Annotated in this window: 46 protein-coding genes and 4 pseudogenes; 30 read left to right on the top strand and 20 right to left on the bottom strand. The window is 63.8% G+C overall.

All coding sequences use genetic code 11. The annotated features are described in order from the left end of the window. Positions 1-109 precede the first annotated feature (109 nt). The 3 genes from I1E95_RS15025 to I1E95_RS15010 all read right to left on the bottom strand — a co-directional run bounded on the left by I1E95_RS15025 (position 110) and on the right by I1E95_RS15010 (position 1222). On the bottom strand, positions 110-295 hold the full coding sequence (locus I1E95_RS15025) for a hypothetical protein (protein WP_197167589.1): 186 nt from the start codon (positions 293-295) through the stop codon (positions 110-112). A gap of 307 nt (positions 296-602) precedes the next feature. Continuing rightward, positions 603-989: a PIN domain-containing protein gene (locus tag I1E95_RS15015; protein ID WP_197163589.1), complete on the bottom strand. Its 387-nt coding sequence runs from the start codon at positions 987-989 to the stop codon at positions 603-605. Continuing rightward, positions 989-1222 (bottom strand): AbrB/MazE/SpoVT family DNA-binding domain-containing protein, encoded by a 234-nt coding sequence (locus tag I1E95_RS15010; protein WP_197163581.1) that lies wholly within the window; start codon positions 1220-1222, stop codon positions 989-991. The genes I1E95_RS15015 and I1E95_RS15010 overlap by 1 nt, the downstream gene beginning before the upstream one ends. A gap of 78 nt (positions 1223-1300) precedes the next feature. Between I1E95_RS15010 and I1E95_RS15005 the strand changes: the two genes are divergently transcribed. From I1E95_RS15005 to I1E95_RS14990, 4 genes are all read left to right on the top strand, one after another. Further along, positions 1301-2185: an N-acetylmuramoyl-L-alanine amidase gene (locus tag I1E95_RS15005; protein WP_197163579.1), complete on the top strand. Its 885-nt coding sequence runs from the start codon at positions 1301-1303 to the stop codon at positions 2183-2185. A 142-nt stretch (positions 2186-2327) separates the two neighbouring features. Next, entirely contained in the window at positions 2328-2588 is a 261-nt protein-coding gene (locus tag I1E95_RS15000; RefSeq protein WP_197163578.1) for a type II toxin-antitoxin system Phd/YefM family antitoxin, read from the top strand. Beyond that, complete coding sequence (locus I1E95_RS14995; RefSeq protein ID WP_197163576.1) at positions 2579-2998, top strand: type II toxin-antitoxin system VapC family toxin; 420 nt, start codon at positions 2579-2581, stop codon at positions 2996-2998. The genes I1E95_RS15000 and I1E95_RS14995 overlap by 10 nt, the downstream gene beginning before the upstream one ends. Positions 2999-3078: 80 nt before the next feature. Continuing rightward, complete coding sequence (locus I1E95_RS14990) at positions 3079-3315, top strand: hypothetical protein (RefSeq protein ID WP_197163574.1); 237 nt, start codon at positions 3079-3081, stop codon at positions 3313-3315. Positions 3316-3708: 393 nt separating this feature from the next. Here I1E95_RS14990 and I1E95_RS14980 read toward each other — a convergent pair whose 3' ends face one another. Further along, positions 3709-4104 (bottom strand): glycosyltransferase, encoded by a 396-nt coding sequence (locus I1E95_RS14980; protein WP_197163571.1) that lies wholly within the window; start codon positions 4102-4104, stop codon positions 3709-3711. Between I1E95_RS14980 and I1E95_RS14975 the strand changes: the two genes are divergently transcribed. Then, entirely contained in the window at positions 4103-4477 is a 375-nt protein-coding gene (locus I1E95_RS14975) for a hypothetical protein (RefSeq protein WP_370594557.1), read from the top strand. The two genes, I1E95_RS14980 and I1E95_RS14975, sit on opposite strands and share 2 nt — an antisense overlap. Before the next feature lie 19 nt (positions 4478-4496). Here the strand turns inward: I1E95_RS14975 and I1E95_RS14970 are convergent, their stop codons facing one another. The 4 genes from I1E95_RS14970 to I1E95_RS14955 form a co-directional block, all read right to left on the bottom strand. Then, entirely contained in the window at positions 4497-4874 is a 378-nt protein-coding gene (locus I1E95_RS14970; protein ID WP_231594680.1) for a type II toxin-antitoxin system VapC family toxin, read from the bottom strand. 41 nt (positions 4875-4915) lie between these two features. Next, entirely contained in the window at positions 4916-5170 is a 255-nt protein-coding gene (locus I1E95_RS14965) for a type II toxin-antitoxin system Phd/YefM family antitoxin (protein WP_197163567.1), read from the bottom strand. A 248-nt stretch (positions 5171-5418) separates the two neighbouring features. After that, on the bottom strand, positions 5419-5808 hold the full coding sequence (locus I1E95_RS14960) for a type II toxin-antitoxin system VapC family toxin (protein WP_197163565.1): 390 nt from the start codon (positions 5806-5808) through the stop codon (positions 5419-5421). Then, the gene (locus tag I1E95_RS14955; protein WP_197163563.1) at positions 5805-6008 is read right to left on the bottom strand and encodes an AbrB/MazE/SpoVT family DNA-binding domain-containing protein; all 204 of its coding nucleotides are present in this window, start codon (positions 6006-6008) and stop codon (positions 5805-5807) included. Before I1E95_RS14955 ends, I1E95_RS14960 begins: the two co-directional genes overlap by 4 nt. 163 nt (positions 6009-6171) lie before the next feature. Between I1E95_RS14955 and I1E95_RS14950 the strand changes: the two genes are divergently transcribed. After that, on the top strand, positions 6172-6552 hold the full coding sequence (locus I1E95_RS14950; protein WP_197163561.1) for a transposase family protein: 381 nt from the start codon (positions 6172-6174) through the stop codon (positions 6550-6552). Here I1E95_RS14950 and I1E95_RS14945 read toward each other — a convergent pair. Further along, positions 6491-7108 carry a Uma2 family endonuclease gene (locus I1E95_RS14945; protein ID WP_197163559.1) on the bottom strand — a complete coding sequence of 206 codons (618 nt, stop codon included), beginning with the start codon at positions 7106-7108 and terminating at the stop codon, positions 6491-6493. The two genes, I1E95_RS14950 and I1E95_RS14945, sit on opposite strands and share 62 nt — an antisense overlap. A gap of 204 nt (positions 7109-7312) precedes the next feature. Between I1E95_RS14945 and I1E95_RS14940 the strand changes: the two genes are divergently transcribed. The 3 genes from I1E95_RS14940 (at position 7313) to I1E95_RS14930 (ending at position 8443) form a co-directional block, all read left to right on the top strand. Further along, the gene (locus I1E95_RS14940; RefSeq protein ID WP_197163557.1) at positions 7313-7492 is read left to right on the top strand and encodes a hypothetical protein; all 180 of its coding nucleotides are present in this window, start codon (positions 7313-7315) and stop codon (positions 7490-7492) included. A 385-nt stretch (positions 7493-7877) separates the two neighbouring features. Continuing rightward, positions 7878-8102, top strand: coding sequence for an AbrB/MazE/SpoVT family DNA-binding domain-containing protein (locus I1E95_RS14935; RefSeq protein ID WP_197163555.1), 225 nt, complete (start codon positions 7878-7880; stop codon positions 8100-8102). Further along, complete coding sequence (locus tag I1E95_RS14930; RefSeq protein WP_197163553.1) at positions 8099-8443, top strand: type II toxin-antitoxin system PemK/MazF family toxin; 345 nt, start codon at positions 8099-8101, stop codon at positions 8441-8443. The genes I1E95_RS14935 and I1E95_RS14930 overlap by 4 nt, the downstream gene beginning before the upstream one ends. Before the next feature lie 234 nt (positions 8444-8677). Here I1E95_RS14930 and I1E95_RS17005 read toward each other — a convergent pair whose 3' ends face one another. Then, positions 8678-9058, bottom strand: coding sequence for a hypothetical protein (locus tag I1E95_RS17005; protein ID WP_231594679.1), 381 nt, complete (start codon positions 9056-9058; stop codon positions 8678-8680). Between the two features lie 472 nt (positions 9059-9530). Beyond that, a complete protein-coding gene (locus tag I1E95_RS14920) occupies positions 9531-9722 on the bottom strand; it encodes a hypothetical protein (RefSeq protein ID WP_197163542.1) in 192 nt (63 codons plus the stop codon). A 418-nt stretch (positions 9723-10140) separates the two neighbouring features. Between I1E95_RS14920 and I1E95_RS14915 the strand changes: the two are divergent. Both I1E95_RS14915 and rfbC read left to right on the top strand, forming a co-directional pair. Next, positions 10141-10263, top strand: a pseudogene (locus I1E95_RS14915) (glucose-1-phosphate thymidylyltransferase); the annotation flags it as partial. An 18-nt stretch (positions 10264-10281) separates the two neighbouring features. Then, positions 10282-10764 (top strand): dTDP-4-dehydrorhamnose 3,5-epimerase, encoded by a 483-nt coding sequence (gene rfbC / locus I1E95_RS14910; RefSeq protein ID WP_370594596.1) that lies wholly within the window; start codon positions 10282-10284, stop codon positions 10762-10764. Here rfbC and I1E95_RS14905 read toward each other — a convergent pair. Both I1E95_RS14905 and I1E95_RS14900 read right to left on the bottom strand, forming a co-directional pair. Continuing rightward, entirely contained in the window at positions 10755-10967 is a 213-nt protein-coding gene (locus I1E95_RS14905; protein WP_197163540.1) for a type II toxin-antitoxin system HicB family antitoxin, read from the bottom strand. The two genes, rfbC and I1E95_RS14905, sit on opposite strands and share 10 nt — an antisense overlap. Next, a complete protein-coding gene (locus I1E95_RS14900) occupies positions 10964-11104 on the bottom strand; it encodes a type II toxin-antitoxin system HicA family toxin (protein WP_231595001.1) in 141 nt (46 codons plus the stop codon). The genes I1E95_RS14905 and I1E95_RS14900 overlap by 4 nt, the downstream gene beginning before the upstream one ends. Positions 11105-11231: 127 nt before the next feature. Here I1E95_RS14900 and I1E95_RS14895 point away from each other — a divergent pair. Then, positions 11232-12176: pseudogene (locus I1E95_RS14895) on the top strand (dTDP-glucose 4,6-dehydratase); the annotation flags it as partial. Between the two features lie 74 nt (positions 12177-12250). Here I1E95_RS14895 and I1E95_RS14890 read toward each other — a convergent pair. Together I1E95_RS14890 and I1E95_RS14885 are read right to left on the bottom strand one after the other, a co-directional pair. Next, positions 12251-12436: a type II toxin-antitoxin system HicA family toxin gene (locus tag I1E95_RS14890; protein WP_197163536.1), complete on the bottom strand. Its 186-nt coding sequence runs from the start codon at positions 12434-12436 to the stop codon at positions 12251-12253. Next, positions 12433-12642 (bottom strand): type II toxin-antitoxin system HicB family antitoxin, encoded by a 210-nt coding sequence (locus I1E95_RS14885; protein ID WP_197163534.1) that lies wholly within the window; start codon positions 12640-12642, stop codon positions 12433-12435. The genes I1E95_RS14890 and I1E95_RS14885 overlap by 4 nt, the downstream gene beginning before the upstream one ends. A 72-nt stretch (positions 12643-12714) precedes the next feature. On the opposite strand from I1E95_RS14885, the pseudogene I1E95_RS14880 reads away from it, so the two are divergent. The 6 genes and pseudogenes from I1E95_RS14880 to I1E95_RS14860 all read left to right on the top strand — a co-directional run. Further along, positions 12715-13005: pseudogene (locus tag I1E95_RS14880) on the top strand (sugar nucleotide-binding protein); the annotation flags it as partial. Positions 13006-13078: 73 nt separating this feature from the next. Next, positions 13079-13513 (top strand): hypothetical protein, encoded by a 435-nt coding sequence (locus I1E95_RS14875; RefSeq protein WP_197163532.1) that lies wholly within the window; start codon positions 13079-13081, stop codon positions 13511-13513. Between the two features lie 38 nt (positions 13514-13551). Continuing rightward, positions 13552-13683 carry an NAD(P)-dependent oxidoreductase gene (locus tag I1E95_RS16995; RefSeq protein ID WP_231594678.1) on the top strand — a complete coding sequence of 44 codons (132 nt, stop codon included), beginning with the start codon at positions 13552-13554 and terminating at the stop codon, positions 13681-13683. A gap of 85 nt (positions 13684-13768) precedes the next feature. Next, positions 13769-14233, top strand: coding sequence for a hypothetical protein (locus I1E95_RS14870; protein ID WP_197163531.1), 465 nt, complete (start codon positions 13769-13771; stop codon positions 14231-14233). Positions 14234-14421: 188 nt separating this feature from the next. After that, positions 14422-14646, top strand: coding sequence for an AbrB/MazE/SpoVT family DNA-binding domain-containing protein (locus I1E95_RS14865; RefSeq protein WP_231594677.1), 225 nt, complete (start codon positions 14422-14424; stop codon positions 14644-14646). 132 nt (positions 14647-14778) lie between these two features. After that, the gene (locus I1E95_RS14860; RefSeq protein WP_197163530.1) at positions 14779-14946 is read left to right on the top strand and encodes a hypothetical protein; all 168 of its coding nucleotides are present in this window, start codon (positions 14779-14781) and stop codon (positions 14944-14946) included. A 170-nt stretch (positions 14947-15116) separates the two neighbouring features. Here I1E95_RS14860 and I1E95_RS16990 read toward each other — a convergent pair. Next, positions 15117-15371, bottom strand: a pseudogene (locus tag I1E95_RS16990) (hypothetical protein); the annotation flags it as partial. An 18-nt stretch (positions 15372-15389) separates the two neighbouring features. On the opposite strand from I1E95_RS16990, the gene I1E95_RS14855 reads away from it, so the two are divergent. Further along, positions 15390-15596: a type II toxin-antitoxin system VapB family antitoxin gene (locus tag I1E95_RS14855; protein WP_231594676.1), complete on the top strand. Its 207-nt coding sequence runs from the start codon at positions 15390-15392 to the stop codon at positions 15594-15596. Positions 15597-16169: 573 nt separating this feature from the next. Here I1E95_RS14855 and I1E95_RS14850 read toward each other — a convergent pair. Both I1E95_RS14850 and I1E95_RS14845 read right to left on the bottom strand, forming a co-directional pair. Next, positions 16170-16472: a type II toxin-antitoxin system VapB family antitoxin gene (locus I1E95_RS14850; RefSeq protein WP_231594675.1), complete on the bottom strand. Its 303-nt coding sequence runs from the start codon at positions 16470-16472 to the stop codon at positions 16170-16172. 135 nt (positions 16473-16607) lie between these two features. Beyond that, positions 16608-16847: a hypothetical protein gene (locus tag I1E95_RS14845; RefSeq protein ID WP_197163529.1), complete on the bottom strand. Its 240-nt coding sequence runs from the start codon at positions 16845-16847 to the stop codon at positions 16608-16610. Between the two features lie 670 nt (positions 16848-17517). Here I1E95_RS14845 and I1E95_RS14840 point away from each other — a divergent pair. The 9 genes from I1E95_RS14840 to I1E95_RS14805 all read left to right on the top strand — a co-directional run bounded on the left by I1E95_RS14840 (position 17518) and on the right by I1E95_RS14805 (position 22022). After that, positions 17518-17724: a hypothetical protein gene (locus I1E95_RS14840; RefSeq protein WP_197163528.1), complete on the top strand. Its 207-nt coding sequence runs from the start codon at positions 17518-17520 to the stop codon at positions 17722-17724. Then, entirely contained in the window at positions 17721-18248 is a 528-nt protein-coding gene (locus tag I1E95_RS14835) for a transposase (protein WP_197163527.1), read from the top strand. The genes I1E95_RS14840 and I1E95_RS14835 overlap by 4 nt, the downstream gene beginning before the upstream one ends. A gap of 57 nt (positions 18249-18305) precedes the next feature. Then, on the top strand, positions 18306-18509 hold the full coding sequence (locus tag I1E95_RS16980; protein WP_231594674.1) for a hypothetical protein: 204 nt from the start codon (positions 18306-18308) through the stop codon (positions 18507-18509). Further along, a complete protein-coding gene (locus I1E95_RS14830) occupies positions 18475-18873 on the top strand; it encodes a type II toxin-antitoxin system VapB family antitoxin (RefSeq protein ID WP_231594673.1) in 399 nt (132 codons plus the stop codon). Before I1E95_RS16980 ends, I1E95_RS14830 begins: the two co-directional genes overlap by 35 nt. A 508-nt stretch (positions 18874-19381) precedes the next feature. Further along, the gene (locus I1E95_RS14825) at positions 19382-19573 is read left to right on the top strand and encodes a hypothetical protein (protein WP_197163542.1); all 192 of its coding nucleotides are present in this window, start codon (positions 19382-19384) and stop codon (positions 19571-19573) included. Further along, a complete protein-coding gene (locus I1E95_RS14820) occupies positions 19531-19788 on the top strand; it encodes a hypothetical protein (protein WP_197163525.1) in 258 nt (85 codons plus the stop codon). The genes I1E95_RS14825 and I1E95_RS14820 overlap by 43 nt, the downstream gene beginning before the upstream one ends. Before the next feature lie 9 nt (positions 19789-19797). Beyond that, positions 19798-20448, top strand: coding sequence for an ISAs1 family transposase (locus I1E95_RS14815; protein WP_197163523.1), 651 nt, complete (start codon positions 19798-19800; stop codon positions 20446-20448). A 187-nt stretch (positions 20449-20635) separates the two neighbouring features. Beyond that, entirely contained in the window at positions 20636-20971 is a 336-nt protein-coding gene (locus tag I1E95_RS17275) for a hypothetical protein (protein WP_370594556.1), read from the top strand. 97 nt (positions 20972-21068) lie between these two features. After that, positions 21069-22022, top strand: a complete 954-nt coding sequence (locus tag I1E95_RS14805) for a hypothetical protein (protein WP_231594672.1) — start codon at positions 21069-21071, stop codon at positions 22020-22022. Between the two features lie 223 nt (positions 22023-22245). Here I1E95_RS14805 and I1E95_RS14800 read toward each other — a convergent pair whose 3' ends face one another. Together I1E95_RS14800 and I1E95_RS14795 are read right to left on the bottom strand one after the other, a co-directional pair. Next, entirely contained in the window at positions 22246-22803 is a 558-nt protein-coding gene (locus I1E95_RS14800; RefSeq protein ID WP_197163519.1) for a transposase, read from the bottom strand. 149 nt (positions 22804-22952) lie between these two features. Next, on the bottom strand, positions 22953-23450 hold the full coding sequence (locus tag I1E95_RS14795) for a transposase (RefSeq protein WP_197163517.1): 498 nt from the start codon (positions 23448-23450) through the stop codon (positions 22953-22955). Positions 23451-23587: 137 nt separating this feature from the next. Between I1E95_RS14795 and istA the strand changes: the two genes are divergently transcribed. Further along, positions 23588-24940, top strand: coding sequence for an IS21 family transposase (gene istA / locus I1E95_RS14790; protein ID WP_197163515.1), 1353 nt, complete (start codon positions 23588-23590; stop codon positions 24938-24940). Further along, positions 24937-25803 carry an IS21-like element helper ATPase IstB gene (gene istB, locus I1E95_RS14785; protein ID WP_197163513.1) on the top strand — a complete coding sequence of 289 codons (867 nt, stop codon included), beginning with the start codon at positions 24937-24939 and terminating at the stop codon, positions 25801-25803. The genes istA and istB overlap by 4 nt, the downstream gene beginning before the upstream one ends. Positions 25804-25885: the final 82 nt, after the last annotated feature.

Genomic DNA, 25885 nt, shown 5'->3' with positions numbered 1-25885 from the left:
TCAGCCTAGCGGCCACGCATCCAAACCGAACATCTATAGTACGTCAGTACCAGGAGCGCGCCTCACCATGGCGGGCCACTTTCCGCGCCTGGTGCCGAGTGCTAGAAGCTCACACTGCTGGATCGGCGGGGTGGGTGGCCGGTCGTGACCAGACCCAGCGGGCATCGCGCCGCAGCTCGTTGGCGAAGCGTGATCCGCCCGCCAACAACGCCTCATGTTCGGCGGGCGTGAGCACCAGCGCATCGCAGCTGAGGGGCAGCAGCTCCAGCGGCCAGCGCATCACGGATTGCGTCAACAAGCGCACGGGCATGGCGAAGAGCGTCGTCGCCTTGCAGACGACCGAAATGGTCGGTGGAGGCCCCATCCGGAAGGCTATCCGGGTAGCGGGTGGGGATGTAGAGGGCATCGAGAATGCGAAGACGGTCCTCCAGATCCGTCACGGCTTTCCCTAGCTGGGCAGAGGAGGTGGGGGGCAGATCTCGGAAGGATCGGCCCAGTCCATGACCCCAGATCAGCGTGCGCCTGGTGCAGCCAGTCGGCGGAACGGTTCATGACGGCATTGTGGCTGGTTTGCAGGGAGCCGCAGGGGCAGCCTTGCTCCCTCAGGCCAGCCACTCCTGAGCTAGACCGTCGATGGCCTGAAACTCCGGATCTTTGTGCAGCAGGGTGGCGCCGCAGTGGAGAGCAGCCGCGGCGATCCAGGCATCCGCCAAGGACAGGGCATGCGTGGCCTTGATCTGCGCGGCAGAGATCAGCAGGGGCTCGCTGGCTTCCAGCCAGTCGATCGGAAGCGCCTGCAGCTGCTCATAGGCCAGTCGGCCGGCCCGTTCACCCTCGTCCTTCCAGACGCGGTACAAGACCTCCATGCGGGTGATGAAACAGGCCGTGCAGCGCACAGGGCCCACCAGGGCCTGCTCAACCTGATCGGCACCGGGCTCGTCATCTCTCAAGGTGAGCAAGGCCGACGTGTCGAGGCAGAACCGGGTCATCACGCTTCCAGCGCAGCATCAGCGAGCCGATCGGCCAGCTGGCGCTGGGTCGAGCCCCCGAGCTTCCCCTGCCCCCGAAAGGCCTTCACGGGAGACGCGGCAACCGGAAAGACCCGAATCGAGCCGTCGGCCTCCACGACCCACTCCAGCCGCTGGGAGGGTCCAAGTGCAAAGCGCTCTCGGATGGCTGCCGGGATCACGGTCTGACCGCGGGACGTGATCGTGCTTCTCATCACCATCATCCTGAATTACCATCAAGTCTAATCAGTAATTCACTGGCGGCTGAACAGCCATCCGGAGCGAAGCCCACCATGCCGGCCACGATCTACCTGCACTGGGCCGCCACGCCCTACACCTGGGTACGCTCCGGGCACTACCACACGATCATCAGCGGTGATGGCCGCCTCAACCGGCTGCACGCCTACAGCGTGGATCTGCCGGCACATACCTATCGGCGCAACAGCAATTCCGTGGCCCTCTCCTGCGCCTGCATGGGCGGCCAACCCGATCCCTGGACGATTCCACCCACCGAGGCGCAACTGGAGGCGATGTGCCGGGAGGCGGCCCGAATCGCTGCCAGCTGGGGCTGGAGCGCAGGCGACATCTCGTTGCAGACGGTGATGACCCACGCCGAGGCCGCCTCCAACCGCGACGGCCACTGGATGCACGACAACTACGGCCCGGTGATCTGGGGTGGCAGCGGCGAGCGCTGGGATTTCCTACAGCTCAGCAGGAACGGCCCACCCACCGGCGGCGATGAACTGCGCCAGCGCATCCGCCGGCATCTGAGTGAACCTGAGGCGGCCGCCTCGAGCCGGCTGGAGTTCCGCCGCGCCAGCACGATGAAGGCCCGCGGCCGGGAGCTGGCGGTGGAGATCGATGCGGGCGGCACCTCCTGGGCCCTGGCCGCCGAGATGCTGGAGCTCTACGAGATCCCCTACGAATGGGAGGCGAGCCGCCGGAGGATCCTGATCGGCAGCCTCGATGTGGCGCCCACGTTTCAGGACGACCAGGTGCAGCCCTCGGTGGGCTGGCCGCTGTTTGAAATGGGCCTGCAGCGGGGGGATGCGCCGCTGATCCTGCGGGGCATCGTTCGTGAGAACCGGGCCTGGTGCCGGGTGCTGGAATTCGCCGAGGAATTCGGGATCAGCGTGAGCTTCGAGCCGTTCTTGTTGTGGGAACGGCGGGGTGGGTGAGGCTGGCCTGCGCCCTTTCTCCTGCCCGTCCTGAGCGAGACCCTCACTGACGGTGGTGAGCGCCGAGAGGATGCGATCCGTGACACTCACGGCCGGGCCTGCAGCAGAGGTTACTAAGCTAGCCAGATCAGCTAGCCTTGTCATGGACGCGGTGTGGACGCTGCAGGACGCCAAGAATCGCTTCAGTGCAGTGGTGGATGCGGCCGCCCGGGGGGAACCGCAGAAGGTGACGCGGCGCGGCACGTGGGTGAGTGTGGTGCTCTCGGCCGAGGAGTACGAGCGGCTGCGGCGCCTCGACCAGGCCAACGCCCCATCACTGGCGGAGCTGCTCCTGCAGATGCCGCAGGACGACGAGTCCTTTGAGCGTCTGCCCCTGGCGGCGCGGGATTTCCCGTGTTCCTGATTGACACCGTGGTGCTCTCCGAGCTGCGAAGGCGCCAAAGAGACCCAGGCGTGGTGGCCTGGATCGGCAGCCAGCGGCAGGAGGATTGTTTTCTGAGTGTGGTGAGCATCGGCGAAATCGAACGCGGCATTGCCCGCAAGCGCACGACCGATTCCAGATTTGCGCAGCAGTTGGCCGGATGGCTGGATCAGCTGCTGCGGCTCTATGGCGATCGGCTGCTGCCGGTGGATGTGGGGGTGGCGCGTCGCTGGGGACAACTCTCGGCCGAGCTCGGCCATGACGGAGCCGATCTGCTGATTGCTGCCACGGCGCTGGAGCGCGGCCTCACGGTCGTGACGCGCAACCTGCGCCACTTCACGCCCACTGGGGTTCAGACCCTGGACCCATGGAGCCCGGAGGCTGGCATCTGAGGCGACACACCACCGCACCCATTAACTGAGCGCATGAAACCAGTGCACGCATGAACACCCCTCGACCGGTCGCCAAGCAAGTGGGAGCAAGCGGGCAGATCTCCCTGGGCAAGGAGTTTGCCGGGCGCACCGTTCTGATCGACAGCAGCGAGCCAGGGGTGTGGGTGATCAAGACCGCCCAGACCATCCCGGATTCCGAACTCTGGCTGCATCAGCCGGCGGCTTCTGCACGCCTCGATCGCGCCCTGAAGGCCATCACAGCCTCCCCCGTGGAGGCGGATCTCGAGGCCTTGGAGCGCCACCTGGGCAAACGGTGATTCAGCTTGATCTGAACAATCCCGAATTTCAGGCCAATCTGCTGTCACTGGACAAACCGGAAGCCTGGGCTGTGCTCAAGACGTTGAGACTCCTGCAATCGATGACCTGGGAGCTGAGTGGTCGCGAGGTGAACCGGCCCCTGCTGGCGCGGCGGTTGGGCGGCCACGCAGTCCGGGCATGTCTCTGTCGACTTCATCCCTCCATACAGCTGCTGCCAACGGTGTTAAACGGGTGCGGAGACCTCCAGGGTCCGGCAGACGTCAGCGACGGTCTGGCCCTGATTGAGGAGCTTCTCCTGACCAAGTCTGGCCGGTAGGGATGCTCTCATACGTACTGGTTCAGATTCTGGGGTCCACGTGAGGGTGTCACTGATGAGGGTGTGGGGCTGATCTTCATCGCCGCCGCCGCCGCATCAGCCGCTGGTGACCGGCCTGCCCGCGGGGTGCGCTCCAGCTGCCTTCGCTCACCTTCACTGGCGTCTGGAGGTGGAAGCTGATGCGGCGGCTGAGTTGGTGCTGGGTAAGCACACGCAATCCCGGGGGCGGTGAGGAACCAGGTGAATTGCGGCAGCGGTCGTCGGCATCGGCGTAGATGCCACCGTGATGGAAGAGGTAGGCGAGACAGAACAGATCCGCCTGGAGCACGGGGCTGAGTGCGGCAGCGAAGGCGTCCTGCACATCGCGGGAGCCATGGATGGCGAGGTAGGCGGCGGCCGTCTCGGTGCCGAACACCCGGTGGGCAAAGGCAGGATTGGTCTGGGGCGGCAGCGGCGAGCGCTGGGACTTCATGCAGCTCAGCAGGAACGGCCCACCCACCGGCGGTGATGAACTGCGCCAGCGCATCCGCCGGTATCTGAGCGAACCGGAGGCGACCGCCACAAGCCGGCTGGAGTTCCGCCACGCCAGCACGATGCAGGCCCGCGGCCGGCGGATCCTGATCGGCAGCCTAGATGTGGCGCCCACGTTTCAGGACGACCAGGTGCAGCCCTCGGTGGGCTGGCCGCTGTTCGAAATGGGCCTGCAGCGGGGGGATGCGCCGCTGATCCTGCGGGGCATCGTTCGTGAGAACCGGGCCTGGTGCCGGGTGCTGGAGTTCGCCGAGGAATTCGGGATCAGTGTGAGCTTCGAGCCGTTCTTGTTGTGGGAACGGCGGGGTGGCTGACAGGGTCCGCTCGATAGCTTCAGCGACCTGTTTCGAAGGGATTGAGTAGTGGCACCTCAAACGTTTTGAAGTCCGCCCCATTGCGGGTCACCACGGTGAGGTGGTTCACCTTGGCGATGGCGGCGATCATCGCGTCTTCATAGAGGGTGTTGGATTGGCGATGCATCAGCCGGGCCCAGCAGCGAAAGGCTGATCCATCCATCGGCAAAACGTTGTAGCTGAGGCTCACCAGATCCAGCCAGGCTTCGAGCTCGCTGGCTTTGCCTGGGTCTTGCTCACGGGTGAGCTCAATACCTGCCTGGATTTCGCCCAGGGTCACCGTGGCCAGATGCAGGTTGGCGTCGTCGACGCCATCGAGCCAGGCCAATACCGCGCCATGGGGGCGTGGTTTGCGCAACTCTGAAACCACGTTGGTGTCGAGGAGATACACCGCAGCACCTAGAGGCTGATCAGCTCACGCCGCCGGGCCTTCCCCCGGGGCGGCACCAAGGCTTCGCTGCGGGCCGAGGGGGCCAGCAAGAGCTCTTTGAGGGAAGGGCGGGCCGCAGCCTCAAGGCGGCGCCACTCCTCAATCGGCACGAGCACGGCGGTTTCCGCCCCACGGCGAGACACCACCTGGGGCCCCTCCCGCACGCAGGCATCGAGGAGCTCACTGAACCGTGCCTTGGCGTGCTGCACCGGCCAGATCGCCATCCCTGCTCCTCCCCGGATAACCAGTCATCTGACTAGACGGTACTTGCTCCTGCTCACGGTTGGGGCTACCCAAGCCGCCCTGATCACCGACCCATGCGGCGCAACTGGCTGGCTGGCTGGATCAGAGCGTGGCTCCCCGCTGGGGACTGCTTTCGGCCAGCATCGGCCACCACGGCGCCAATCTGCTGATTGCCGCAACTGCAGCCAGTGCGTCAGCAGAGAAACAGATCAGGTCAGTGCTGCTCTGATCAGGTGATCAAATCGATCCACTCCACGTCGGCGATGCCGCGAAAATCGCTGTCCATGGTGTGCAGCCTGGCCTGGCGATCCCTGGCCGTGGCCAGGATGATGCTGTCTGCCATTGGCAGTTGCAGGGCATGACTGAGCTGGGCCGCCGCCAGCGCAAGCCGGCTGTCGAGATCCACCACCTGGCCGCGCTGCATCACGGCGGCCGCCTGAATGGCCTGAGCCTCCCCGTGTTCGCGCAGGACCCACTTGAACACCTCAAAGATGCTGATCGCGGGCACCACAAGGGAGCTTTCGTCTGCCATCAGGGCCAGGAAGCGCTCGGCCTGAACACCATTGGTGAACACCTCGATCCAGCCCGAGGAATCCACCACCACCCGCGTGTGCGTCACAGGCGATCACCCTCGCGCTGGAAGGTGTTCTTGCCCTGCAGAAAACCGCGCAGAGCCTCTGGAGACTGGCTGGGCACAAGCTCGATGCGCCCCGGCAAGGCGATCACCTGAAGGGTCTGCCCAGCCCTGAGGCCGAACTGTTCGCGGACCCGCTTGGGAATCACGACCTGGAACTTGGGGGATACGGTTGTGACATCCATCGCAAGGCCGTCATACCATCTGCAGATCGATCCTAGTCCGTTTTGCGGCAGCCACCGGATTCAGCAGAGCCCCTCAGGAGCCAGGACTGATTCAAAGTGTGTCACAAGCTTTCTGGCCTGGGCTGCAAGAATGGGTTGAGGTCGGCGGAATCGCGCCCTTGCTGTGCCCGAAACCGCTCTTCCTGCAATCGCTCTTCCCGCAATCGATCTCGACCTGATCAGCTTTCTCAAGGCGATTCCGGACGCGCGGATGTGGCGTGGGATCCGCATTCCGGCCTGGTCTCTGCTGCTGGTGGCGGTGCTGGGAATCCTGAGCCGTTGCCAGAGCCTGCGGGATCTGGAGCGTTTTGCCATCCGCCACCACAGCGTGTTGATCGAGGCGCTGGGCATCGAACTCAGGAGTCCGGCCTTTGCCGATGAACAGATCGCGGCGATCGCCGCCACGCAGGAGCTTGGATGCCAGCCCACCAGCGAGGTCATCGTCAAACAGACCAGATCTCGTCGAGTTGGAGGGTCAAGCCCGGTAGTTCAGGCGAAGCCGTGAGCACAGTGGGATTGTGCAGCCGCTGGGGATCACCGGTCGCATGCCACACCTCAACCGCGCGCTCTTCCGGCAAGAGCAGCCAGCCCAGCCGGGCACCATTGCGCTGATAAGCAGCCATCTTGGCTCGCAACAACGTCACGCCGCGGGGGCCCTCGTCGCTGGGGCTGGCCAGTTCAACCACCAGGACGGGGCATAGGGGAGCGAAGCGTCGACGCTCATCCGGGCTGAGAGCCTGCCAGCGCTCCAGGCGGACCAAGGAGGCATCGGGGCTCACGACCGATCCGTCGGGCAGCCGAAAGCCTCCAGAGCTCTCAAACACTTTCCACGCGCCATTGGCCTTGGCGAATCGTTGCAACTGAAACAACAACTCACTGTTCCGTCCACTGGTCTCACTACCAGTTGGGGGCATCGCGATGACACGGCCATCCGCGGTTAACTCAAGCACCGCCTCCCGATTTTCAGCGCACACCAGTTCGAACTGCTCTGGGGTGAGGCGCAGCCCTGAAGGGAAGTTCAGCGGCAACACACCCGAACTCGGGTTGGTGGTGAGCGTCATCGCTGCTGGCTGGCTCTCTGGCCACGCTAGCCGCAACGCGCTGCACAGTGCCCACACAGCCGGGCAGATCGGGCAGCCGGGCCTTCGCCTGATTCCGCAGGATCGCGCAAAGACCAGCTCCGCCAGAAGCTTGATCGGTTGCACGGGCTCTCAGGGCCCGGCACTGGATCTGGAAGCGATGGATCCGGCGCTGTTGGCCAAGCCATGACCCTGCCTGTGGCTCTGGACACCAACGTCTTGGTGCGTCTGCTGGTGAACGACGATCCCGCCCAGGCCGAACTGGCCGCTGCTCTGATTGATGCCAGCTCGGCCTGTTTTGTGCCGATCACGGTGGTGCTTGCGATTCGCCACCTGCATCTTGAGCAGGACAATCTCGTGAGGTAGGCTCTGGATGTCCACCGTCAAGGCATGGACTTCGCTGATGCCCTGCAGCTGAATCTTCAGCCTCCCGTGAAACATCCTTGAGGACTGTGCGGGGACCCAACTCAACTGGTGCCGGTTGCGGGCGGTGCCTGAGAGGAGGAATCGGCAAGGAAACGGATCGGGCTGAGCCTAGGGAACCGGCGCTTCGTTCTCTGCCATGACCGTAGCGACGGCAAGCCCAGATCGATCCACTGATAGTACGTCAGTACAAGGAGTGAATGCATCCGTGATTTCACGGAGTGGCCCCAAGCGCTCGGCCTGTTCGACCATGGTGTAAGCCCGCAAGGACGCCTTACGACAAGGAGGGATCTGGCCTAAGGTGAGGCCAGGGACTGGTTGGCCACCGATGGACGTCGCCACACTCACCGCCAAGGGGCAGGTCACGGTGCCGAAGGCCGTGCGTGAGGCCCTGGGATTGCGACAGGGCGACCAGCTCAGTTGGGAGCTGGAGGATGGCTCGGTGCGGGTGCGAGCGGTGGCGCCATTGGATCTGGCCTATCTCCAGGGGCTGGACAGCAGCCTGAGCGATTGGAGCAGCCCGGCGGATGAGGAGGCGTTCCGCGATCTGTGAGCGCCCTCGAGAGGTACACGGTGGTGCGGGTGCCGTTCCCATTCACGGATCGGCAGGACCAGAAGCAGCGGCCGGCGTTGGTGCTCTCACAGCCTGGCTTCCAGCGAGGCTGTGGCCATCTGCTGCTGGCGATGATCACATCAGCGCGGCAATCCTCGTGGCCCCTCGATTGGCCCCTTGAAGATCTCAAGGCCGCAGGCCTGCCCCAACCCTGCCTGGTGCGCTTCAAGCTGTTCACCCTTGATGAGCGATTGGTGTTGGGGGGCCTGGGCGCTCTGGCCGCCGCTGATTGCGCCGGTGTGTCGGCCCAGCTGGGCAAGCTGCTGCCCTCCAGGACCTGAGCGATGCCACGCCAACATTCTGCGATAGACATAAACATGCTACGGGGGTTATCGGGGTCGCTGCCAATCGCCTCTGCCGTATCGGCAGACTTCAGCCAAGCTCAGGATTCAGACGGCTTGATCTCTTCCATCAACACGGCCAAGGCTTCACTCAGCTGGAACCGGTTGAGGGCGGTGTCTGAGAGGAGGAATCGGCACTGAGCAACAAGGCAACTCATTCTGAGAAGACTTCGTCTACGAGCCTGGATTCGAGATCGGCGAGCCGCTTGTTCTCTCTCTCGAGCAGCTACGGCTTCGCCGGCCTTCGGCTACGTTCGCCTCTCGCTCTCGAGCGCCCTGATCTGCGCATCGATCGTTGGATGCCAGTTTAACTACTCCTTCGGAGAAGACTTCGTCTTCGCCAACCAGCGCCGCCACGGCGACAAGGAGGACAGGAATTCCGATTTGCTGATTGACGTTGAAGTGGATCCCGAGGAGATCGACATGGCTGTAGGAGGTCAAGAACGTGATCAGAACGACCAGGCAGCCGCCGACAAGGGAGGCAGAACCAGCGCGATCAAGGAAAGGAAACGGATCGGGCTGAGCCGAGGAAACCGGCGCATCGTTCTCTGCCATGACCGTAGCGACGCCAAGCCAAAATCGATCCACTGATAGTGCGTCTGTATCATGAGCGCATGCATCCGTGGTTTCACGGATTGGCCACGTGACTGCCAGCAGCGGGCAGACCCGCTCATCAGGTTGCAGAGGGGTTCGTGCAGCGGTGATGAAGGTGTCGGGGGACTAGCGCTGCCAGAGGCGGCGAGCAGCTGGGGCCGGCGGCGCACTGCTTGGTGAGCTGGGGGATGGCCAACACAGCCTGGGCGTTGTCGGGCAGGAAGAACAGGGCGTCGTCCCAGAGCAGGCGGGGGCCGGGGGACGGGGGGGCGGAATGTATCCGAGAGGATGATCGGAATGGCGCCGGAGCCGATGGCTTCCCAGAGGCGGATGGTGTTGGGGCCGGTGACCATGGCACGGGGATCCTCCGCGTGGAACCAGCCGTCGTTGCCATGGATCAGAGCGCCGAGCTGGCCCGCGAGGCTGCTGAGAATCAGATCACGGAAGTTGCTGAGGTAGAGGCGGGGAACTGCCATTCGCCGTTGAAAGCCACCAGCCCTGGCTCCAGCACCGTCTCACCGGAGAGCTGAGCGGCCATGTCCACGAGGTCGGCATCGAGATGCAGCAGGGCCGTCAGGATCGGGCGCGCGATGGCCTCACGGTCGAGCGGACGTTGCACGAGCACCACCACTTCCGCCTGAGACCAGCGGCGCGCCAGCCAGAGGGCGGAGCTGCCCAGACAGGGAGTACCAGTCGAAGCTCAGGCGGTGACGGGAGCGTGCGTGGCTGGGCTTGAGGCTGGTGGAGGCCCCCCCGGCAGGGGATGAAGGCGTTGGAGCAGCGAGAGGGCCGTGTGCAGGCCAGGGTGTTGGGGTGCCAGGGCGAGGGTGTCACCGGTGTGATGACGCTGAGCAGGCGGGCTGGAGATCGGTGTGGCAGAAGCCGTCACCTTTGAACAGCAACGGTTCAGCGAGCCACTTGGCCAGGGCGTAGGACAAACAATCGCCGAAGTTCAGCCCAGCCCGATGACGTCCTTGGCCATAACGACGGAAGGCCTCGCGATCGAGTTCAGCCTGTTCACGATCCAAGTGAAGCCGAGGAGTGAGGTGGCCTGGCGCCAGGGCTGGATCAGCGATGGGCAGCTGGAAGCGCTGGCCACACCGCTACGCAAGAGTGGTTGTGGCAGCTACCTGCTGCAGCTGTTGGAGACGCCCCATGCAGGTTGAGCCGCTCAGCACCGCCAGCTGTTTGGCGACGATCGCGGCTTCTTCTACGAGAGCTGGAACCAGCGCCGCTTTGATCAGGCCGTGGGCACAGCCACCACCTTTGTGCAGGACAACCACTCCCGCTCCAGCCGCGGCGTGCTGCACGGCCTCCACCACCAGCTGGAACCCGAACCCCAGGGCAAGCTGGTGCGCTGCACGGCTGGGGCGATCTTTGATGTGGCGGTGGACCTGCGCCGCAGCTCAGCCACCTTTGGCCAGTGGGTGGGGGCCGAACTCAGCGCCGCCAACCAGCAGCAGCTGTGGGTGCCGGTGGGCTTTGGCCATGGCTTCCTCACCCTGAGTGAGACGGCTGAGGTGCTCTACAAGGCCAGCGGCTTCTGGAGCAAAAGCTGCGAACGCTCCCTGCGCTGGCTGAGAAGGATGCCGCCGCCCCCAGCTTTGCCGAGGCCGTTGCCGCCGGGGAGGTATTTGCGTGATGAGGGCGGTTCCGGTTATACCTGAACAGTGGCCACACTTGAGCGCACGAGCGGCTGGGGCTCGGCATCGGCTCTCAGGCCTTCCAGGTGAAAGGCAATGGCTTCTCGAATCTCAGCCAGTACAGCATCGCGAGATGCGCCGGTGGCCACGCAACCTGGAAGATCAGGAACGTAAGCCGAAAAGTTGTGATCGGCTTCCTCGATCACCACGGCAAACGATTGGCTCATGGCAGGGGCACTCCGGATTGCTTGGCAATACTTTTGAGGGTGCCTGGCGCGAGATCGTCGCTGGGCTTTCCAGCAACTGTAACGCGCCCAGGCCTTTGGGGATGTTTGAATTGCCTGTGGCTCCCCCTTGTGGCCACCAGCACCCAGCCCGCAAGCTCCAGTTGCTTGATCACCTCGCGGATCTTCACACCACAAGTGCTGCTGGTCTCGAGGGTCAGTGTTGCCCTTTGTGGCTGCGCTTGGCTTCCGTGCGATCACGGAACTCTGAGAAGGAGGCCCAGCCATGAAGATCCTGCTGACACTGGGGGGGTGGTGCGCCGCTTGCTGACAGACAGCGACGCCCTGGTGTTCAACCTCGACAAGTGCGGCTACGCCAGCGACCTCACCAGCATCGAGGCGCTGCCCCAGGCGGCTGAGCGCCACACCCTGCTGCGGGTGGACCTCACTGACGCCGAGGCCACGGCAGCGGCGGTGCGGCAGGCCGACCCCGACCTGGTGCTGCACCTAGCGGCCGAAAGCCACGTCGACCGCTCCATCGAGGGGCCCGCTGCTTTCATCGGCAGCAACGTGAGCGGTACCTTCCAGCTGCTGCAGGAGGTGCGCGCCCACTGGGAAGGCCTGCCTCAGGAGCGCCAGGCTGGCTTCCGCTTCCACCACATCTCCACCGATGAGGTGTTCGGCTCCCTGGGCCCCTCGGGCCGCTTCTCGGAAACCACCCCCTACGACCCGCGCAGCCCCTATTCGGCCAGCAAGGTCGCCAGCGACCACCTGGTGAACGCCTGGCACCACACCTACGGCCTGCCGGTGGTGCTCACCAACTGCTCCAACAACTACGGCCCCTGGCAGTTCCCCGAGAAGCTGATCCCGGTGGTGATCCTCAAGGCCGCCGCAGGCGAACCGATCCCCCTCTATGGCGATGGCGCCAACGTGCGCTACTGGCTCTACGTGGACGACCACGCTGACGCCCTGTTGCTGGCAGCCACCCAGGGCCAGCTCGGCCGCAGCTATTGCGTGGGCGGATCCGGTTCAAATGGAACAGCCAGCGAGCGCACCAACAAGCAGGTGGTGGAGGCGATCTGCAGTGCGCTCGATGACCTGCTGCCCGCTGGTGCCCCCCACAGCCTCCTGGTCACGCCGGTGACGGATCGCCCTGGTCACGACCGGCGTTACGCGATTGATCCAACCCGGATCAGCAGCGAGCTGGGCTGGTTGTTGCCATCAGGGTCAGCGGCAAGGGCAACCGGGTGATGACCTCCCCCGATGGGATCAGTTGGACAGATGGCTCAAGGCCGGGGGATTCCCAGATCGGAACAGATCTTGCGCACGAGAAGCTCCTTGATTTCAGTGTGCCTGGGGATGGCACTGCGCCTGTTGAGCTCGGGCTGGTGCCACCAAGAGTGGTTGCCGCCTTCTCGCAAGAGGGTGCAGCCGTGCTGGCTGAGATGGCGAAGCAGATCCCTGCGTTTCACAGGGCCAGCGCCAGCTCCTCGTAGGAGCTGCCTGCAGCAGCACGGGCTTCGGCGCGGTTCATCTCCAGGGCTTCCTGCAGCACCGCCTTCAGCGCAACCACCAGCCGTTCACGGGTTCGTTCCTGGGCATTCACGCCCGGCACCTCTTCCACCCAGCCGATCCACCAGTCGCCGTCCTGCTTCACAACAGCGGTGTAAGCGCTCACGCCCGCAGCCTCGCTTGGATCAAAAGCTTCCAACACACCCTAGTCAGCCCGTGACAACAGCAATCCTGATAGTTGATCGCCACCAGCCGCAGCGGTGAAGGAGTCGGTGGCCAAGGGCTCCTGGCTCTGGATCTCGCCGATGCCGCCGCCTGCCGGGCTGCTGTGCTCGAGCACCGCCCCGACTGGGTGCTCAATGGTGGCGCCTACACCGCCGTGAACGGCGGCGCGCCGCGGGCCTTCGCGGAAGCGCTGGTGGAGACGGGCGGGCGGTTGCTGCAGGTGAGCACGGATTTCGTGTTCAACGGCCAGCAGGGCAGCCCCTACCGGCCCGAGCAGGGCCGTGATCCCCTCGGCGCCTACGGCCCACCAAGGCTGTGGCCGTGGCTGTGGGCGAGCTGGCCAAGCGCCCCAGCTATTCCCTGCTGGAGGCGGTGGGATGAGCTCAACCGCGATAGAGCTCAGCCATCTCTGGGCTGTTGAACAGGCTCAGCAGTCGCTGGAGTTTGCGGCGATTGCCTGCGGAGGGGTCGAGCTGGAAGGCAAGTCGGCCTCGATCAAGTCGAGCTCGGAGTGCATCCAGCTCAGCAACGCGAGCTCTTTCTCGAGCTGCATCCTGCGCTGTTCGGCGGCGGGATCACGCCGCCAGTTGAGCATCCGCAAAAACGAGCGGAAGGGAGAGAGCGATAAGCCAGACGCCCCATTGCTGCTGGAGCGGGAGAGCTCGTTCTGGGAGGTTGATGTGGTCATAGGAAGAAAACAGAGCAATCAGGCCAACAACTGTTCCAACGACGGCTTCCAGCAGGGCATTGCCATCGAACCCCAGCCGCCACCAGGGCGGCGGCGCATCCAGATCCCGACAACCACCAGCTAATTACACCAGTACTCCACCACGCCTTGATCGCCTCGCCCGTGCCTCCAGCCAGCCCCAGGCCCATCACCCAGCTGCGGCTGCACCGCGAGCCCGGCGCCAGCGGCCAGTCCCTCGGGGTGGTGGAAGATCAGGTGGGCTGCCCGCCCAGCGCCCCAGCTATTCCCTGCTGAATTGCTCCTCCAGCCGCCGCCGGGCCCTCGGCCTGTCCCCAACCCCCTGGCGACAGGCCCTGCGGCAGTTGTTGGAGATGGTGATATGACCTCAGCCGCGATAGAGCTCAGTCAGCTCAGAGCAATTGAGCAGGTCCAACAGTCGCTGGAGTTTGCGGCGATTGTTGGCGGAGGGGTCGAGCTGGAAGGCAAGTCGGCCTCGATCATGTCGAGCTGGGAGTGTATCCGGTTGAGCAATGCGAGCACTCTCTCGACCTGTATCGAACGCTGTTCAGCGGCGGGATCGCGCCGCCAGTTGAGCATCCGCAACAACAAGCGGAAGGGAGGGAGCGATGAGCCAGACGCCCTATTGCTGCTGGAGAGGGAGCTGGCGGCGGGGGAGGGTGACGTGGACATCGGAGGAAAAAGAGCGATCAGGCCAACGACGTTTCCAAACACGAATTCAACGAGCGCCTTGGCGTCGAAACCCAACCGCTACAAGGAGCCTGTCGCGCATAGGTCACCCGCAGCCTCTCCACAGACCGCCATGAAGCTGCTCAGATCCTTGTGACTGCAATGGATCTGGGCGAGAGAATGGGGCATGCACAAGCGCAAGTCCTTCCGCCCCTGGCAGCCTGAGCAGACCACACTGCTGCCGCCATCACCCTGTGACTGGCTCTCGCATGACCACCAGCGCCTCCCGATCGTAGCGATCCATGACTAAAAGTAAGAATTCCTTACCAAGTGAGGCGGGTGGTGATGGTGTTGGCGAAGCGCACCAGCAAGAACCAGCTCACCCTTCCCAAGGCTGTGGTGGAGCAAGCCGGCGTCGCCGACTACTACGAGGCGGCTTGTGAGAACGGCCGAATTGTGCTCACCCCGGTTCATCCGGGAGGCGCCATCGCCGTGCGCACGCGCCTTGCGGAGATGGGGATCACGGAAGCGGATGTGGCCGACGCTGTGGGCTGGGCACGCCAGGCGTGACAGGCGATGCCATCAGGCCCGTACTGGCGGGGCCCACAGCCCGTGAGCTGATTCGCGTGTTGGCCGTGGTGTGAGAGCTGGCCGGGCGACATCCTCCCCAGTGGCTCTTCGATTCGTGACTCTCATGATCAGGTGTTCCTGGATCTGGCGCTCACCGCAGGGGTGGCGCTCCTGGTGAGCGGCGATGCCGACCTGCTGGCCGTGAAATCGGCTCTCCCGTCGCTCTTGATCCTTTCGCCTTTGGATTTTCAGAGCTGGCTTGGCACGCCGTCGGGGGGGACGGGATCGGACACGGGTTGACCGGCCTGGGCTGAACGGCCATTCGCCCAGACCCCAGCCTGCCGCCCCCTCCCCTCCCCGTACCCCATCCGCCTGCACAGCCGCCGCAGCCCTCCAGAGCAGAAGGATCGCAGGGGAGGTCGAGCGCCTCGCAGATTTGATGGAACACGGGCGCGGGCACCACCTGCGATGCCCTCATCGAGCAGATCACGGCAGATGGTGATGGAGGGTGCCACTCCTGCGGAGAAGCCCGCGGCTACGCGGGGTGTCGTTGGTATCGGCCTAGTAGACGCAGCCGGCCGGAGGCCATCGGTAAAGCCGAGGATGGCGAGACCCTTGCCGCTGACGGTGCCAAAGAGGTTGGCCACCACCTGCTGCCAGTAGGCGGCCACCTCACTGAGGCCGTAGTGGCGGCAGAGGTAGACGAGGTTGAGGATGTCCTTTTTGGAAATGACCGGAGCCTCTTGGATGGAATTCAGCGCACCACAGTGACGCTCGACGATGAATTGCTGGCCAGAGCCGAGCAGCTGTGCGGCCACCTGGAACGCAGTGGCTTGCTCAAGGAGGCCCTACGGGCGCTGGTGCAGCGCGAAAGTGCGAAGCGTCTTGCCGCACTTGGCGGCAGTGAACCGGCGCTCGAGCCGATCCCCCGTCGCCGGAGCGCCGCTTGATCCTCGTCGACACCTCCGTCTGGGTGGAGCATCTGCGCCATGGACTTGCCCGCCTCGCCACGCTCCTGCAGGAGGGCGAGGTGCTGATCCATCCCTGGGTGATCGGCGAACTGGCCTGCGGCCATCTGCGCAACCGCCATGAACTGGTGGTCCGTGGACCGGCGCCTGGCCGAACTAGCCCAGGAGCAAGGGCTGGCGCAGCAGGAGCCAAAGCCAGAGCAGGAATCAGGGGCATGAAGCAGCTTCCGCCACAGCCGGTGCCGGTCGCCGCCACCGGTGTCATGACGCTGAGCAGGCGGGCTGAAGATCGGTGTGGCAGAAGTCGTCACCTTTGAGCAGCAACGGTTCAGCGAGCCACTTGGCCAGGGCGTAGGACAAACAATCGCCGAAATTCAGGCCAGCCCGATGACGTCCTTGGCCATAACGACTGAAGGCCTCGCGATCGAGTTCAGCCTGTTCACGATCCAAGGGAAGCCGAGGAGAGAGAGCACTGTTCTGCTGCGGCGATGGCCTCGTTGAAGGCGTGGCGCTCCGGTTCGTTCTGCAGGATGGCCAGAACTGCGGATGAGTGGGTCACCAGCAGGTGGGCAGGCCCATGGGGTCGTAGCCGAGGATCTCTTCTGCGCTGCGACGATCGCTGATCGGCCGCCCAGCACAACGTAGGGCAATCTGGTCGAGCCGGTTGACGAGGCTGGCTTGCCGATTCGCTGTGGTGTGGCTCTGGCGCTGCAGGCGCCGCAACCGCTCTTTCAGGGCCAGGATCACGGCGGCGGTTTTGGTTTCGCCCGCGAGGGATGCCACCTCAGCGGCGAGGCGGCTGGCTTCGGCGTTGCGGATGTTGAGGGCCACGGCTGGAGGCGTGTAGACAGCGCTCAATTCGTGTAGACCGATCAACTCGACCTGGCTGAGGAACACCTGCAGCTGGCGGGGCGGCTTGGCTGGGCAGTGATGGTTTTGTGCGGGTTCGGGTGGTGCCTGAGAGGAGGAATCGGCACTGAGCAACAAGGCAACTCATTCGGAGAAGACTTCGTCTTCGCCAACCAGCGCCGCCACGGCGGCAACGAGGACAGGAATTCCGATTTGCTGATTGACGCTGAAGTGGATCCCGAGGAGATCGACATGGCTGTAGGAGGTCAAGAACGTGATCAGAACGACCAGGCAGCCGCCGACAAGGGAGGCAGAACCAGCGCGATCGAGGAAGGGAAACGGATCGGGCTGAGCCGAGGAAACCGGCGCATCGTTCTCTGCCATGACCGTAGCGACGCCAAGCCAAAATCGATCCACTGATAGTACGTCTGTATCATGAGCGCATGCATCCGTGGTTTCACGGATTGGCCACGTGACTGCCAGCAGCGGGCAGACCCGCTCATCAGGTTGCAGAGGGGTTCGTGCAGCGGTGATGAAGGTGTCGGGGGACTAGCGCTGCCAGAGGCGGCGAGCAGCTCGGGGTCGGCGGCGCACTGCTTGGTGAGCTGGGGGATGGCCAACACAGCCTGGGCGTTGTCGGGCAGGAAGAACAGGGCGTCGTCCCAGAGCAGGCGGGGGCCGGGGGCAGGGCTGATTCAAAGTGTGTTATGGGCGTTGTTGCCATGGCCGCGAGCAGGGGATGAGGTCGGTGGGATTGCCTCCTCTCCGTGCCCCAAAGCGTTTCTGCCGCCAGCGATCTCGATCTGATCAGTTTCCTCAAGGCGATCCCGGATGCCCGCATGCCGGGGCGTACGCATTCCGGCTTGGTACCTGCTGCTGGTGGCGGTGCCTGGGATCCTGAGCAAATGCGAGAGCCTCCGGGATCTGGAGCGCTACTCCTTCGGAGAAGGCTGCGGCCTGTGCCAACCGGCATCACGGTGTTCTCACTGAGGCCCTGGGGATCGAGCTCAGGCGCCCACCTTCCGATTCAGCCTTCCGCTACTTCTTTCTGCAGGTGGACGTCGCCGCCGTCTGTGCCGCCATCCGTGACTGGACGATCGCTCAGATCCCAGGTGGCATCACTGATCTCGATCAGCTGGTGTGTGACGGCAAGACCCTGAGTGGCTCCATCGAGCCAACCAGGGGTGGCGGCTCTGCGTTCATCGCTCAGGTGACGCTGTACTCCGCAGCCCTGGGTTTGGCGATCGCTCAGGCCTCTTGACGGTCAAGGCCAACCAGAAGACCCTCAACAGGCAGATCGCCAGCCAGCTGCTTGGCAAGCGCAAGATCCCTTTCATGGCAACGGATCACGAGATCGGCCATGGCCGTGACATCACCTGGAACCTGCGGGCCAAGGAGGCTCCAGGTCACATCAAAGTGGAGTGGCCTGGCAGCGCTCTGATCATTGAGGTGGTCGCCAGGGGCACCCGTGAGGGAAAGCCGTTCAAGGCCACGCACCGATTCATGACCAACTTGCGCATGTCCCCAGAAGCAATGCTGCAGCTGGTCAGAGAGCGCTGGAGCGTCGAGAGCTGGCACTGGATCCGTGACACCCAGCTCCACGAGGACAAGCACCGCTACCGCGGTAACGGTGCCTGGGTGATGGCGGCGCTGCGCACCGGTGCGCTGAACCTATTGCGCTTGGCCGGATTCGACTCGATCCGCGAGGGCCTGCAGGCGGTGATGCACGACATCACGGCACTACTGGCGATGCTCCGGCGACAACCAAAAACCATTACCGTGTGAAACTTTGAATCAGACCTGCCGCCGTCGCCGATTGACTGGCTGCCGAGTGATCACCTGGTGTTCTTCCTGCTGGAGCTGGTGGAGGAACTGGACTTTGAACTGATCGTGTCTCCCGCACGGCGGCGCCGATCAGGAGTTCGCCGCGGACCCTTCCTGCCCAATCTGCATCCAGATCTTCCATGGCAAGGACCGGCGAAGTGCCTCGATCGATCGGCGGCATTGTTGGTTGTCGATCACCTCAGTCCAGGCCGGTTCCTCTGACGGGCCGGCTGGGCGGGGCAGAGGAATCTCCAACGGCAGCCAACCCATCAATTCACCCAATGGCAGCAGCCTCACAGCGGCGGGCAGCCCCGCAGCGCCCTGCTCCAACGCCGAGGCCAGCCGCCTCGCCGCTGAGGTGGCATCCCTCGCGGGCGAAACCAAAACCGCCGCCGTGATCCTGGCCCTGAAAGAGCGGCTGCGGCGCCTGCAGCGCCAGAGCCAGACCACAGCGAATCGGCAAGCCAGCCTCGTCAACCGACTCGACCAGATCGCCCTACGTTGTGCTGGGCGGCCGATCGGCGATCGTCGCAGCGCAGAAGCGATCCTCGGCTACGGCCCCATGGGCCTGCCCACCTGCTGGTGATCCACTCATCCGCAGTTCTAGCCATCCTGCAGAACGAACCGGAGCGCCACGCCTTCAACGAGGCCATCGCCGCAGCAGAACAGTGCTCTCTCTCCTCGGCTTCCCTTGGATCGTGAACAGGCTGAACTCGATCGCGAGGCCTTCCGTCGTTATGGCCAAGGACGTCATCGGGCTGGGCTGAACTTCGGCGATTGTTTGTCCTACGCCCTGGCCAAGTGGCTCGCTGAACCGTTGCTGTTCAAAGGTGACGGCTTCTGCCACACCGATCTCCAGCCCGCCTGCTCAGCGTCATCACACCGGTGACACCCTCGCCCTGGCACCCCAACACCCTGGCCTGCACACGGCCCTCTCGCTGCTCCAACGCCTTCATCCCCTGCCGGGGGGGCCTCCACCAGCCTCAAGCCCAGCCACGCACGCTCCCGTCACCGCCTGAGCTTCGACTGGTACTCCCTGTCTGGGCAGCTCCGCCCTCTGGCTGGCGCGCCGCTGGTCTCAGGCGGAAGTGGTGGTGCTCGTGCAACGTCCGCTCGACCGTGAGGCCATCGCGCGCCCGATCCTGACGGCCCTGCTGCATCTCGATGCCGACCTCGTGGACATGGCCGCTCAGCTCTCCGGTGAGACGGTGCTGGAGCCAGGGCTGGTGGCTTTCAACGGCGAATGGCAGTTCCCCGCCTCTACCTCAGCAACTTCCGTGATCTGATTCTCAGCAGCCTCGCGGGCCAGCTCGGCGCTCTGATCCATGGCAACGACGGCTGGTTCCACGCGGAGGATCCCCGTGCCATGGTCACCGGCCCCAACACCATCCGCCTCTGGGAAGCGATCGGCTCCGGCGCCATTCCGATCATCCTCTCGGATACATTCCGCCCCCCCGGCCCCAGGGCTGATTCAAAGTGTGTCACAGTCGCTCTGGCCTGAGCCGCCGGCATGGGGTTTGTTGGGTGGTATCGCCCCTTCCTTGTGCCCGAAACCGCCTCTGCCGCAACTGATCTTGATCTGATCAGCTTCCTCAAGGCGATACCGGATGCGCGCATGCGGCGTGGGGTGCGCATTCCGGCCTGGTACCTGCTGCTGGTGGCGGTGCTGGGCATCCTGAGCGGCTGCGAAAGCCTGCGGGATCTGGAACGCTTTGCCCGTCGGCACCACGGCGTACTCACCGAGGCGCTGGGCCTGGAGCTGCGGCGGCCCCCATCGGATTCAGCGTTCCGCTACTTCTTCCTGCAGGTGGATGTGGCGGCCCTGTGCGCGGCCATCCGTGATTGGACGATCGCCCAGATCCCAGGTGGTGCAGCGGATCTCGATCAGCTGGTGTGTGACGGCAAGACCCTGAGGGGCTCGATCGAGACCACACCCGCCGGTGGTTCGGCGTTCATTGCCCAGGTGACGCTGTACTCAGCTGCCTTGGGTGTGGCGATCTCTCAGGCCTGCTACGCCACTGGCGCGAACCACGAGCGGGCAGTGCTGAAACAGCTGCTGGGCGAGCTCGACCTGGAGGGGGTACTGATCCAGGCGGATGCGCTCCACACCCAGAAACCTTTTTTCAACAGCTCACCGAGCAGGGGGCCGACTTCCTCCTGACGGTGAAAGCCAACCAGAAGACACTGCATCGCCAGATCCGATGCCAGTTTCAGGGGAAACGCCACATCCCTTTGGTGGCAACGGATCATGAGATCAGCCACGGCCGCGACATCACCTGGACGCTCGCGCCAAAGCGGCACCGGAGCACATCCGTGAGGCCTGGAGCGGCACCAGTTGGATTGTGGAGATGGCCGCCGTCGGGACCCGCGACGGCAAGACCTTCCGGCAGACCCATTGCTTCCTCACCAGCTTGCGCACCACTCCAGAAGCCCTGCTGCAACTGGTGCGCGACCGCTGGAGCATTGAGAGCTGGCACTGGATCCGTGACACCCAGCTGCATGAGGACGCCCACCGCTATCGGGGCAACGGCGCCGGAGCGCTGGCGACGCTGCGGACAGCCGCTCTCAACCTGCTGCGACTGGGCGGCTTTCAGTCCATCCGTTCAGGGATGCAGGCTGTCTGCCACGACATCACGGCGCTGCTGGCCATGGCGCAGCGGCAACCGGCAGCTAACTCTTTCTGAAACTTTGAATCAGCCCTGCCGGGACGCGGGACGTGCGGGGTGATAGGATAACCATAATTACAACTTATTGGCATTGAACTCTAAAGTTACGTTTTTAGTGCATGTACCCAAAACAGGCGGCAATTCAGTCTGGAGAGAGCTGCTCAAAAGAAGGCGGTTGATTGATAACGATTTCAACTACATCGCAACCGACACCTACAGCCTAAGCTGCCAAAACGCCATTAAAGAATCGCCTCAGTTGGGTCAAAAAATTCTTTATAACCAGGAGAGGTCATATCCCATTGAAAGAACTATTAACTTACCAAAAATCGTTGAAGATTGCTTGTTCAACGTTTCCCGCAAGTTTCCGACAAATCATGACCTTGTCGTCCATCATCATGACGCGAGATGCCTTCAGCCCTTGCTTAACTCGGAGCAGCTCGAATTAATCCGCGAGCTTCGCTCAATGTTGTCGTTCTCTCATGATATTGAAATATCCAATAATCTTGATGCCTGGGATCCCGATCGGTTCGGCGCCTCCTTTGTTTTTACTCTTCGAGATCCATTCGAGCGAGCAAGGAGTCATCTGGCTCATGTCAAAAGAAGTTTCGTTAGTCCTATCGAGGCCGTTCATTTTGAGCCCTCTATCCAGCCTAGCTTTGCTGACCGTCATGCCGTTTTGTCCGCGAGCTACGACTTGACGAGTTTTCTTGAAGAGTTCCCTCAATTGCTTTTTTACCAAAAACGTTTTTTGATAAGCTCGTTTGTTTCTTGTTCTTTTGATGAGGAAAGTCATGTCCTATGGAGCGCATCAGCCGAAGTCATTGACAGATGTTTTTCAGCTTTGAGCGGGATTTCGATGCGAGCGTCTGCATGCATTCTCGACAGTGGAGTTTTCTCGGTCATTCCCATCCTAGGATCGTCCTCTATTTTTTATGACATCGGCAATATCGGTAAAATAGACGCTTATGAAGGGACTAAAAGTTATTCCGTGCTTCAGGAGGGCCTGGCGTTTGAATCTAGATTAATTGATCCAATAAAGTCTACTTTTGAAGATCCGTTCAAATTCTGAAAGCATCATTTATGGCGTCCACATTTTGTTGTGGAGACCCTGAACAACACAGGGCGCGCGCTACTGCTTGGTCTCGAGCTCATCAATTAGACCACTGCGCGTGATTTAAGGAACCCCTGAAAAACCCGGTATGCGTTCAGGGGTCGGGACGCAGTCCTGGCTGTTGCTGACCTCAGCAATCCGGCAGCAGCGACGGCATCAGCCCGCCGTGGTGATGGGCGATTCAGGCCTGCTCCAGGAATTCCCAGACATCACGGCCCTGTTGCCTGAGGCTGGTGGTGACGGTGAGCAGCCGGCTGCGGCAGATCGCTCCCTGGCGAGATTGGACGCCCCGGCTGTTGCTTGGCAGACCAGTGATCCTGCGCTGAATCACCGACTGACGCAGGGCACGCTCGGCAGCGTTGTTGGTTGGCTCGATTCCTTGCGTCTCCAGGAAGGTCCACAGGCCATCCGCCAGCTGGAGGATCTGGCGGCAGGTGCGCACCGTTTTGGCCCACGGCGTTCTCTCGTCCCGTTGGACACCCAGCTCCACCACTCGCTGCAACGTCGCCTCAAAGTCCTGGCGGATCGGCCGGCTGCTGTCTTGCAGACCGGGCCAGTCGATCGTTCCATCCTTGTAGCGGTGCCAGTGGCCAAACAGCTGCCGCTGCAACTCCAGCAGCTGGGCTCCGAACTCGGCGCTGGCACCGGGCCGTTCCGCAATGGCCCTCAGGTCCCCCACTGTCAGGAAAGTTGTCCGCTCGGTCTGACCTGTCCACCAGGGGGCCCAACCGACGACCATGCAACCGCCCTATGACGCCGCTCTGCGGGATGCCGTCCGGATCCGGATGAGCCCTCCGAACCGCGAGAGCGTGGCTGAGATCGCCCGGGACACGGCAGGGTTGCCTCAAAGTTGTGATTTCACCCTCCAAGGCCAGGGCTCATTAAAAGTTAAGCAGAGCTCAGTGCCTGAGCTGGTTGTCGCCAGCCCAGCAGCGCCAGCATTCCAGGGATGTCATGGGCCAAGGCAGCCAGCCCCTCGGTGATCGACCAGAAGCCCGCAAGCCGCAGGGCATTCATCGCCAGGCTGCGCAGCGTGGCCAGGATCTGCACGCCGTTGACCTCGCGGTAGCGGTGGACGTCTTCCTTGAGCTGGGTGTCCCGGGGCCAGTGCCAGGAGTTCTCGATGCTCCAGCGCTCTCTCACGTGCTGCAGCAAGGCTGTGGCTGTGGTCCTGAGACTCGTGTCGCACCGATAGGTGCGCTCGACCAAGACGTAGTAACGGGTCTCATCGATCTGCTTGCCATCGCGCCTGCCTTTGCAGCGCACCGCCAGGATCGTGGCGCTGCCGGGCCAGTTCTCGGTGACCCACTCCGGCGCCGGCATTCCCCGCAGCGTCCAGACGAGGTCACGGCCACGCTTGCGCTCGCGGTGGCTGGTCTCAAACACGGCCTTACGGCCATAGGTCAGGCGATCGCGAATCAGCTGAGATCCCTTGCGGCGGCTGTGTTTAACGGCGTACCGCTACGCGGTGTCAGGCGACAGCGAAAACTGGTCCGGAGGCGACACGAAAACTGGTCCACCCCGTGGAGCGAGCCAGGCAGGACGACAAGGGCAGCGCAGGGGCGCCATCTCTGGAGCCGATGGTTCTGGAGACAGCTGTGCAGACCCCTCAGGACGTGGAGGCGATGCGACGGCTATCGGCAGCAGGTTGGGGCCGGAGGCGGATTGCTAAAGAACTGGGCTGTTCACCGGAGACGGTGCGCAAGTACCTGCGGCAGGGTGGCTGGCAGCCCTACGGGAAGCCCTGCCGCAACACGGTTCTCGATGGCCAACGGGAGTGGCTGCGGCAGCGGTTTATGGCCCACCGCGGCAATGCCGATGTGGTGCGGCAGGAGCTGGCCAGTGAGAAGGGAATCGAGGTGAGCCTGCGGACAGTGGAGCGTGCCGTGGAGCCGTGGCGGCGGGAGCTGCGCAACGCGGCCCTGGCGACGGTGCGGTTTGAGACCCCGCCGGGCCGGCAACTGCAGGCAGACTTTGGCCAGTGCCTGGTGAGCATTGGCGGCGAGCGGGTGCGGGTGCACCTGGCGGTGCTCACCCTGGGGTACTCGCGCCGGCTGCTGGTGCGGGCATTCCGCAGCGAGAAGCAGGACCACTGGCTCCAGGCCCTGGAGGAGGGTTTCCGCCACTGGGGCGGGGTACCGCAGGAGGTGCTGGTGGATAACGCCCGTGCGCTGGTGAGCCAGCACGATCCCGAGCGCAACATCCTGGTTTTTGCCGAGCGGCTGGAGGAGTTCGCCCGTTACTGGGGGTTCAAGCCCCGTGCCTGTCGGCCGTACCGGGCCAGAACCAAAGGCAAGGACGAGCGTGGGGTGGCGTACGTCAAGAGGAACGCCATCGCTGGGCGGGAGTTCAGCAGCTGGGCGGAGTTTGAGGCCCATCTGGTGCGCTGGACCCGCGAGGTGGCCGACCTGCGGGTGCACGGCACCACCGGCGAGGCGCCGCTGGACCGGTTTGTGCGGGCAGAAGCCCAGGCGTTGCAGCCGCTGGAGGCCAAGCCGTCGTTCCTGGCGGAGCGGGAGCTGGTGCGGATCGTGCACAGCGACTGCTGCGTGGAGGTGGAGGCGAACTGGTACTCGGCGCCGCAGGCGCTGATCCGTCAGCGGGTGAGCGTGCTGGTGCGCGATCAACAGGTACTGATCCGCCACGGCGGCCGGATCGTCGCTGAGCACAGGCGCCAGCGGCCCGGTAGCCGCAGCCGCCAGGTGATCGACGGCCATTGGGAGGGCCTGCTGCCGCAACGGCAGCAGCGCGAGGCGGAGCGATCGCTGCGGGATGGCAACGCAAGACGTGATCAGGAGCAGCGCCCGGTCCGCAGCTCTGAACTGGCCCGGCCTCTGGCGGTTTATGCCGAGCTGATCGGGGAGGTGGCGGCATGAGTCCCACCAACCCACGCAACCGATCCACAGCGGCGATACCACCGGTACCGACCGAGGAGCTGGAGGCAATGCTCACCCGCCTACGGCTCCCAGCAATCCGCGACCGCCTCGATGCGCTGCTGGAGGAAGCGGCAAGGCGGGAGATGAACCTGCGCGAGGCCCTGGCCTGGCTGTGCGCGGCCGAGGTGGCACGCAAAGACCAGCTGCGGATGGAGATGGCGCTGCGGCTGGCGCGCTTCCCCTATGTGCGCACGCTGGAAGCGTTCGATTTCGAGGCCCAGCCGTCGATCGACCCGGCCCAGATCCGTGAGTTGGCCACCTGCCGCTGGGTGGCCAACGGCGACACCCTGCTGCTGCTCGGGCCGCCGGGTGTGGGCAAGACCCACCTGGCGGTGGCGCTGGGCCGGGAGGCGGTGCGTCTCGGTCACAGCGTCCAGTACGTCGGTGCCATGGAGCTGATCAGCGCCCTGGCCAAGGCCCAGGCGCAGCACGCCCTGGAGGGCCGGCTGACGCAGTACGCCAAAACCCGGCTGCTGATCATCGATGAGCTGGGCTACCTGCCGCTGGAGCCGAACGCTGCGTACCTGTTCTTCCAGCTGATCTCCCGCTGCTACCAGCGCGGCAGCGTGCTGATCACCTCCAACCGCCCCGTCATGGAATGGGGCGAGGTGTTTGGCGATCAGGTGGTCGCCACAGCGATCCTCGACCGGCTGCTGCACCACAGCCACGTGCTGACGATCCGGGGCGACAGCTACCGGCTCAGGGAGAAGCGGCGCAGCGGCCTGATCCGCCCGCAGGCGGGCGGTTCCTCCTCACCGGACAGCGCTGGCCTACGGCCACCACCGCCCGGTGAGAAGGCCTAAGGGGAACCCGGATCAAGCGGCACAGATGCCGCAGCCAACAACAACGACACGACACCCACCGATGAAACACCGATCCAAGGGC

This window comes from Synechococcus sp. CBW1107, assembly GCF_015841355.1.
Classification (GTDB): domain Bacteria; phylum Cyanobacteriota; class Cyanobacteriia; order PCC-6307; family Cyanobiaceae; genus Regnicoccus_A.
The sequence above is the reverse complement of the archived record's forward strand: the minus strand, read 5'-3'. Positions and strand labels throughout refer to the sequence as shown.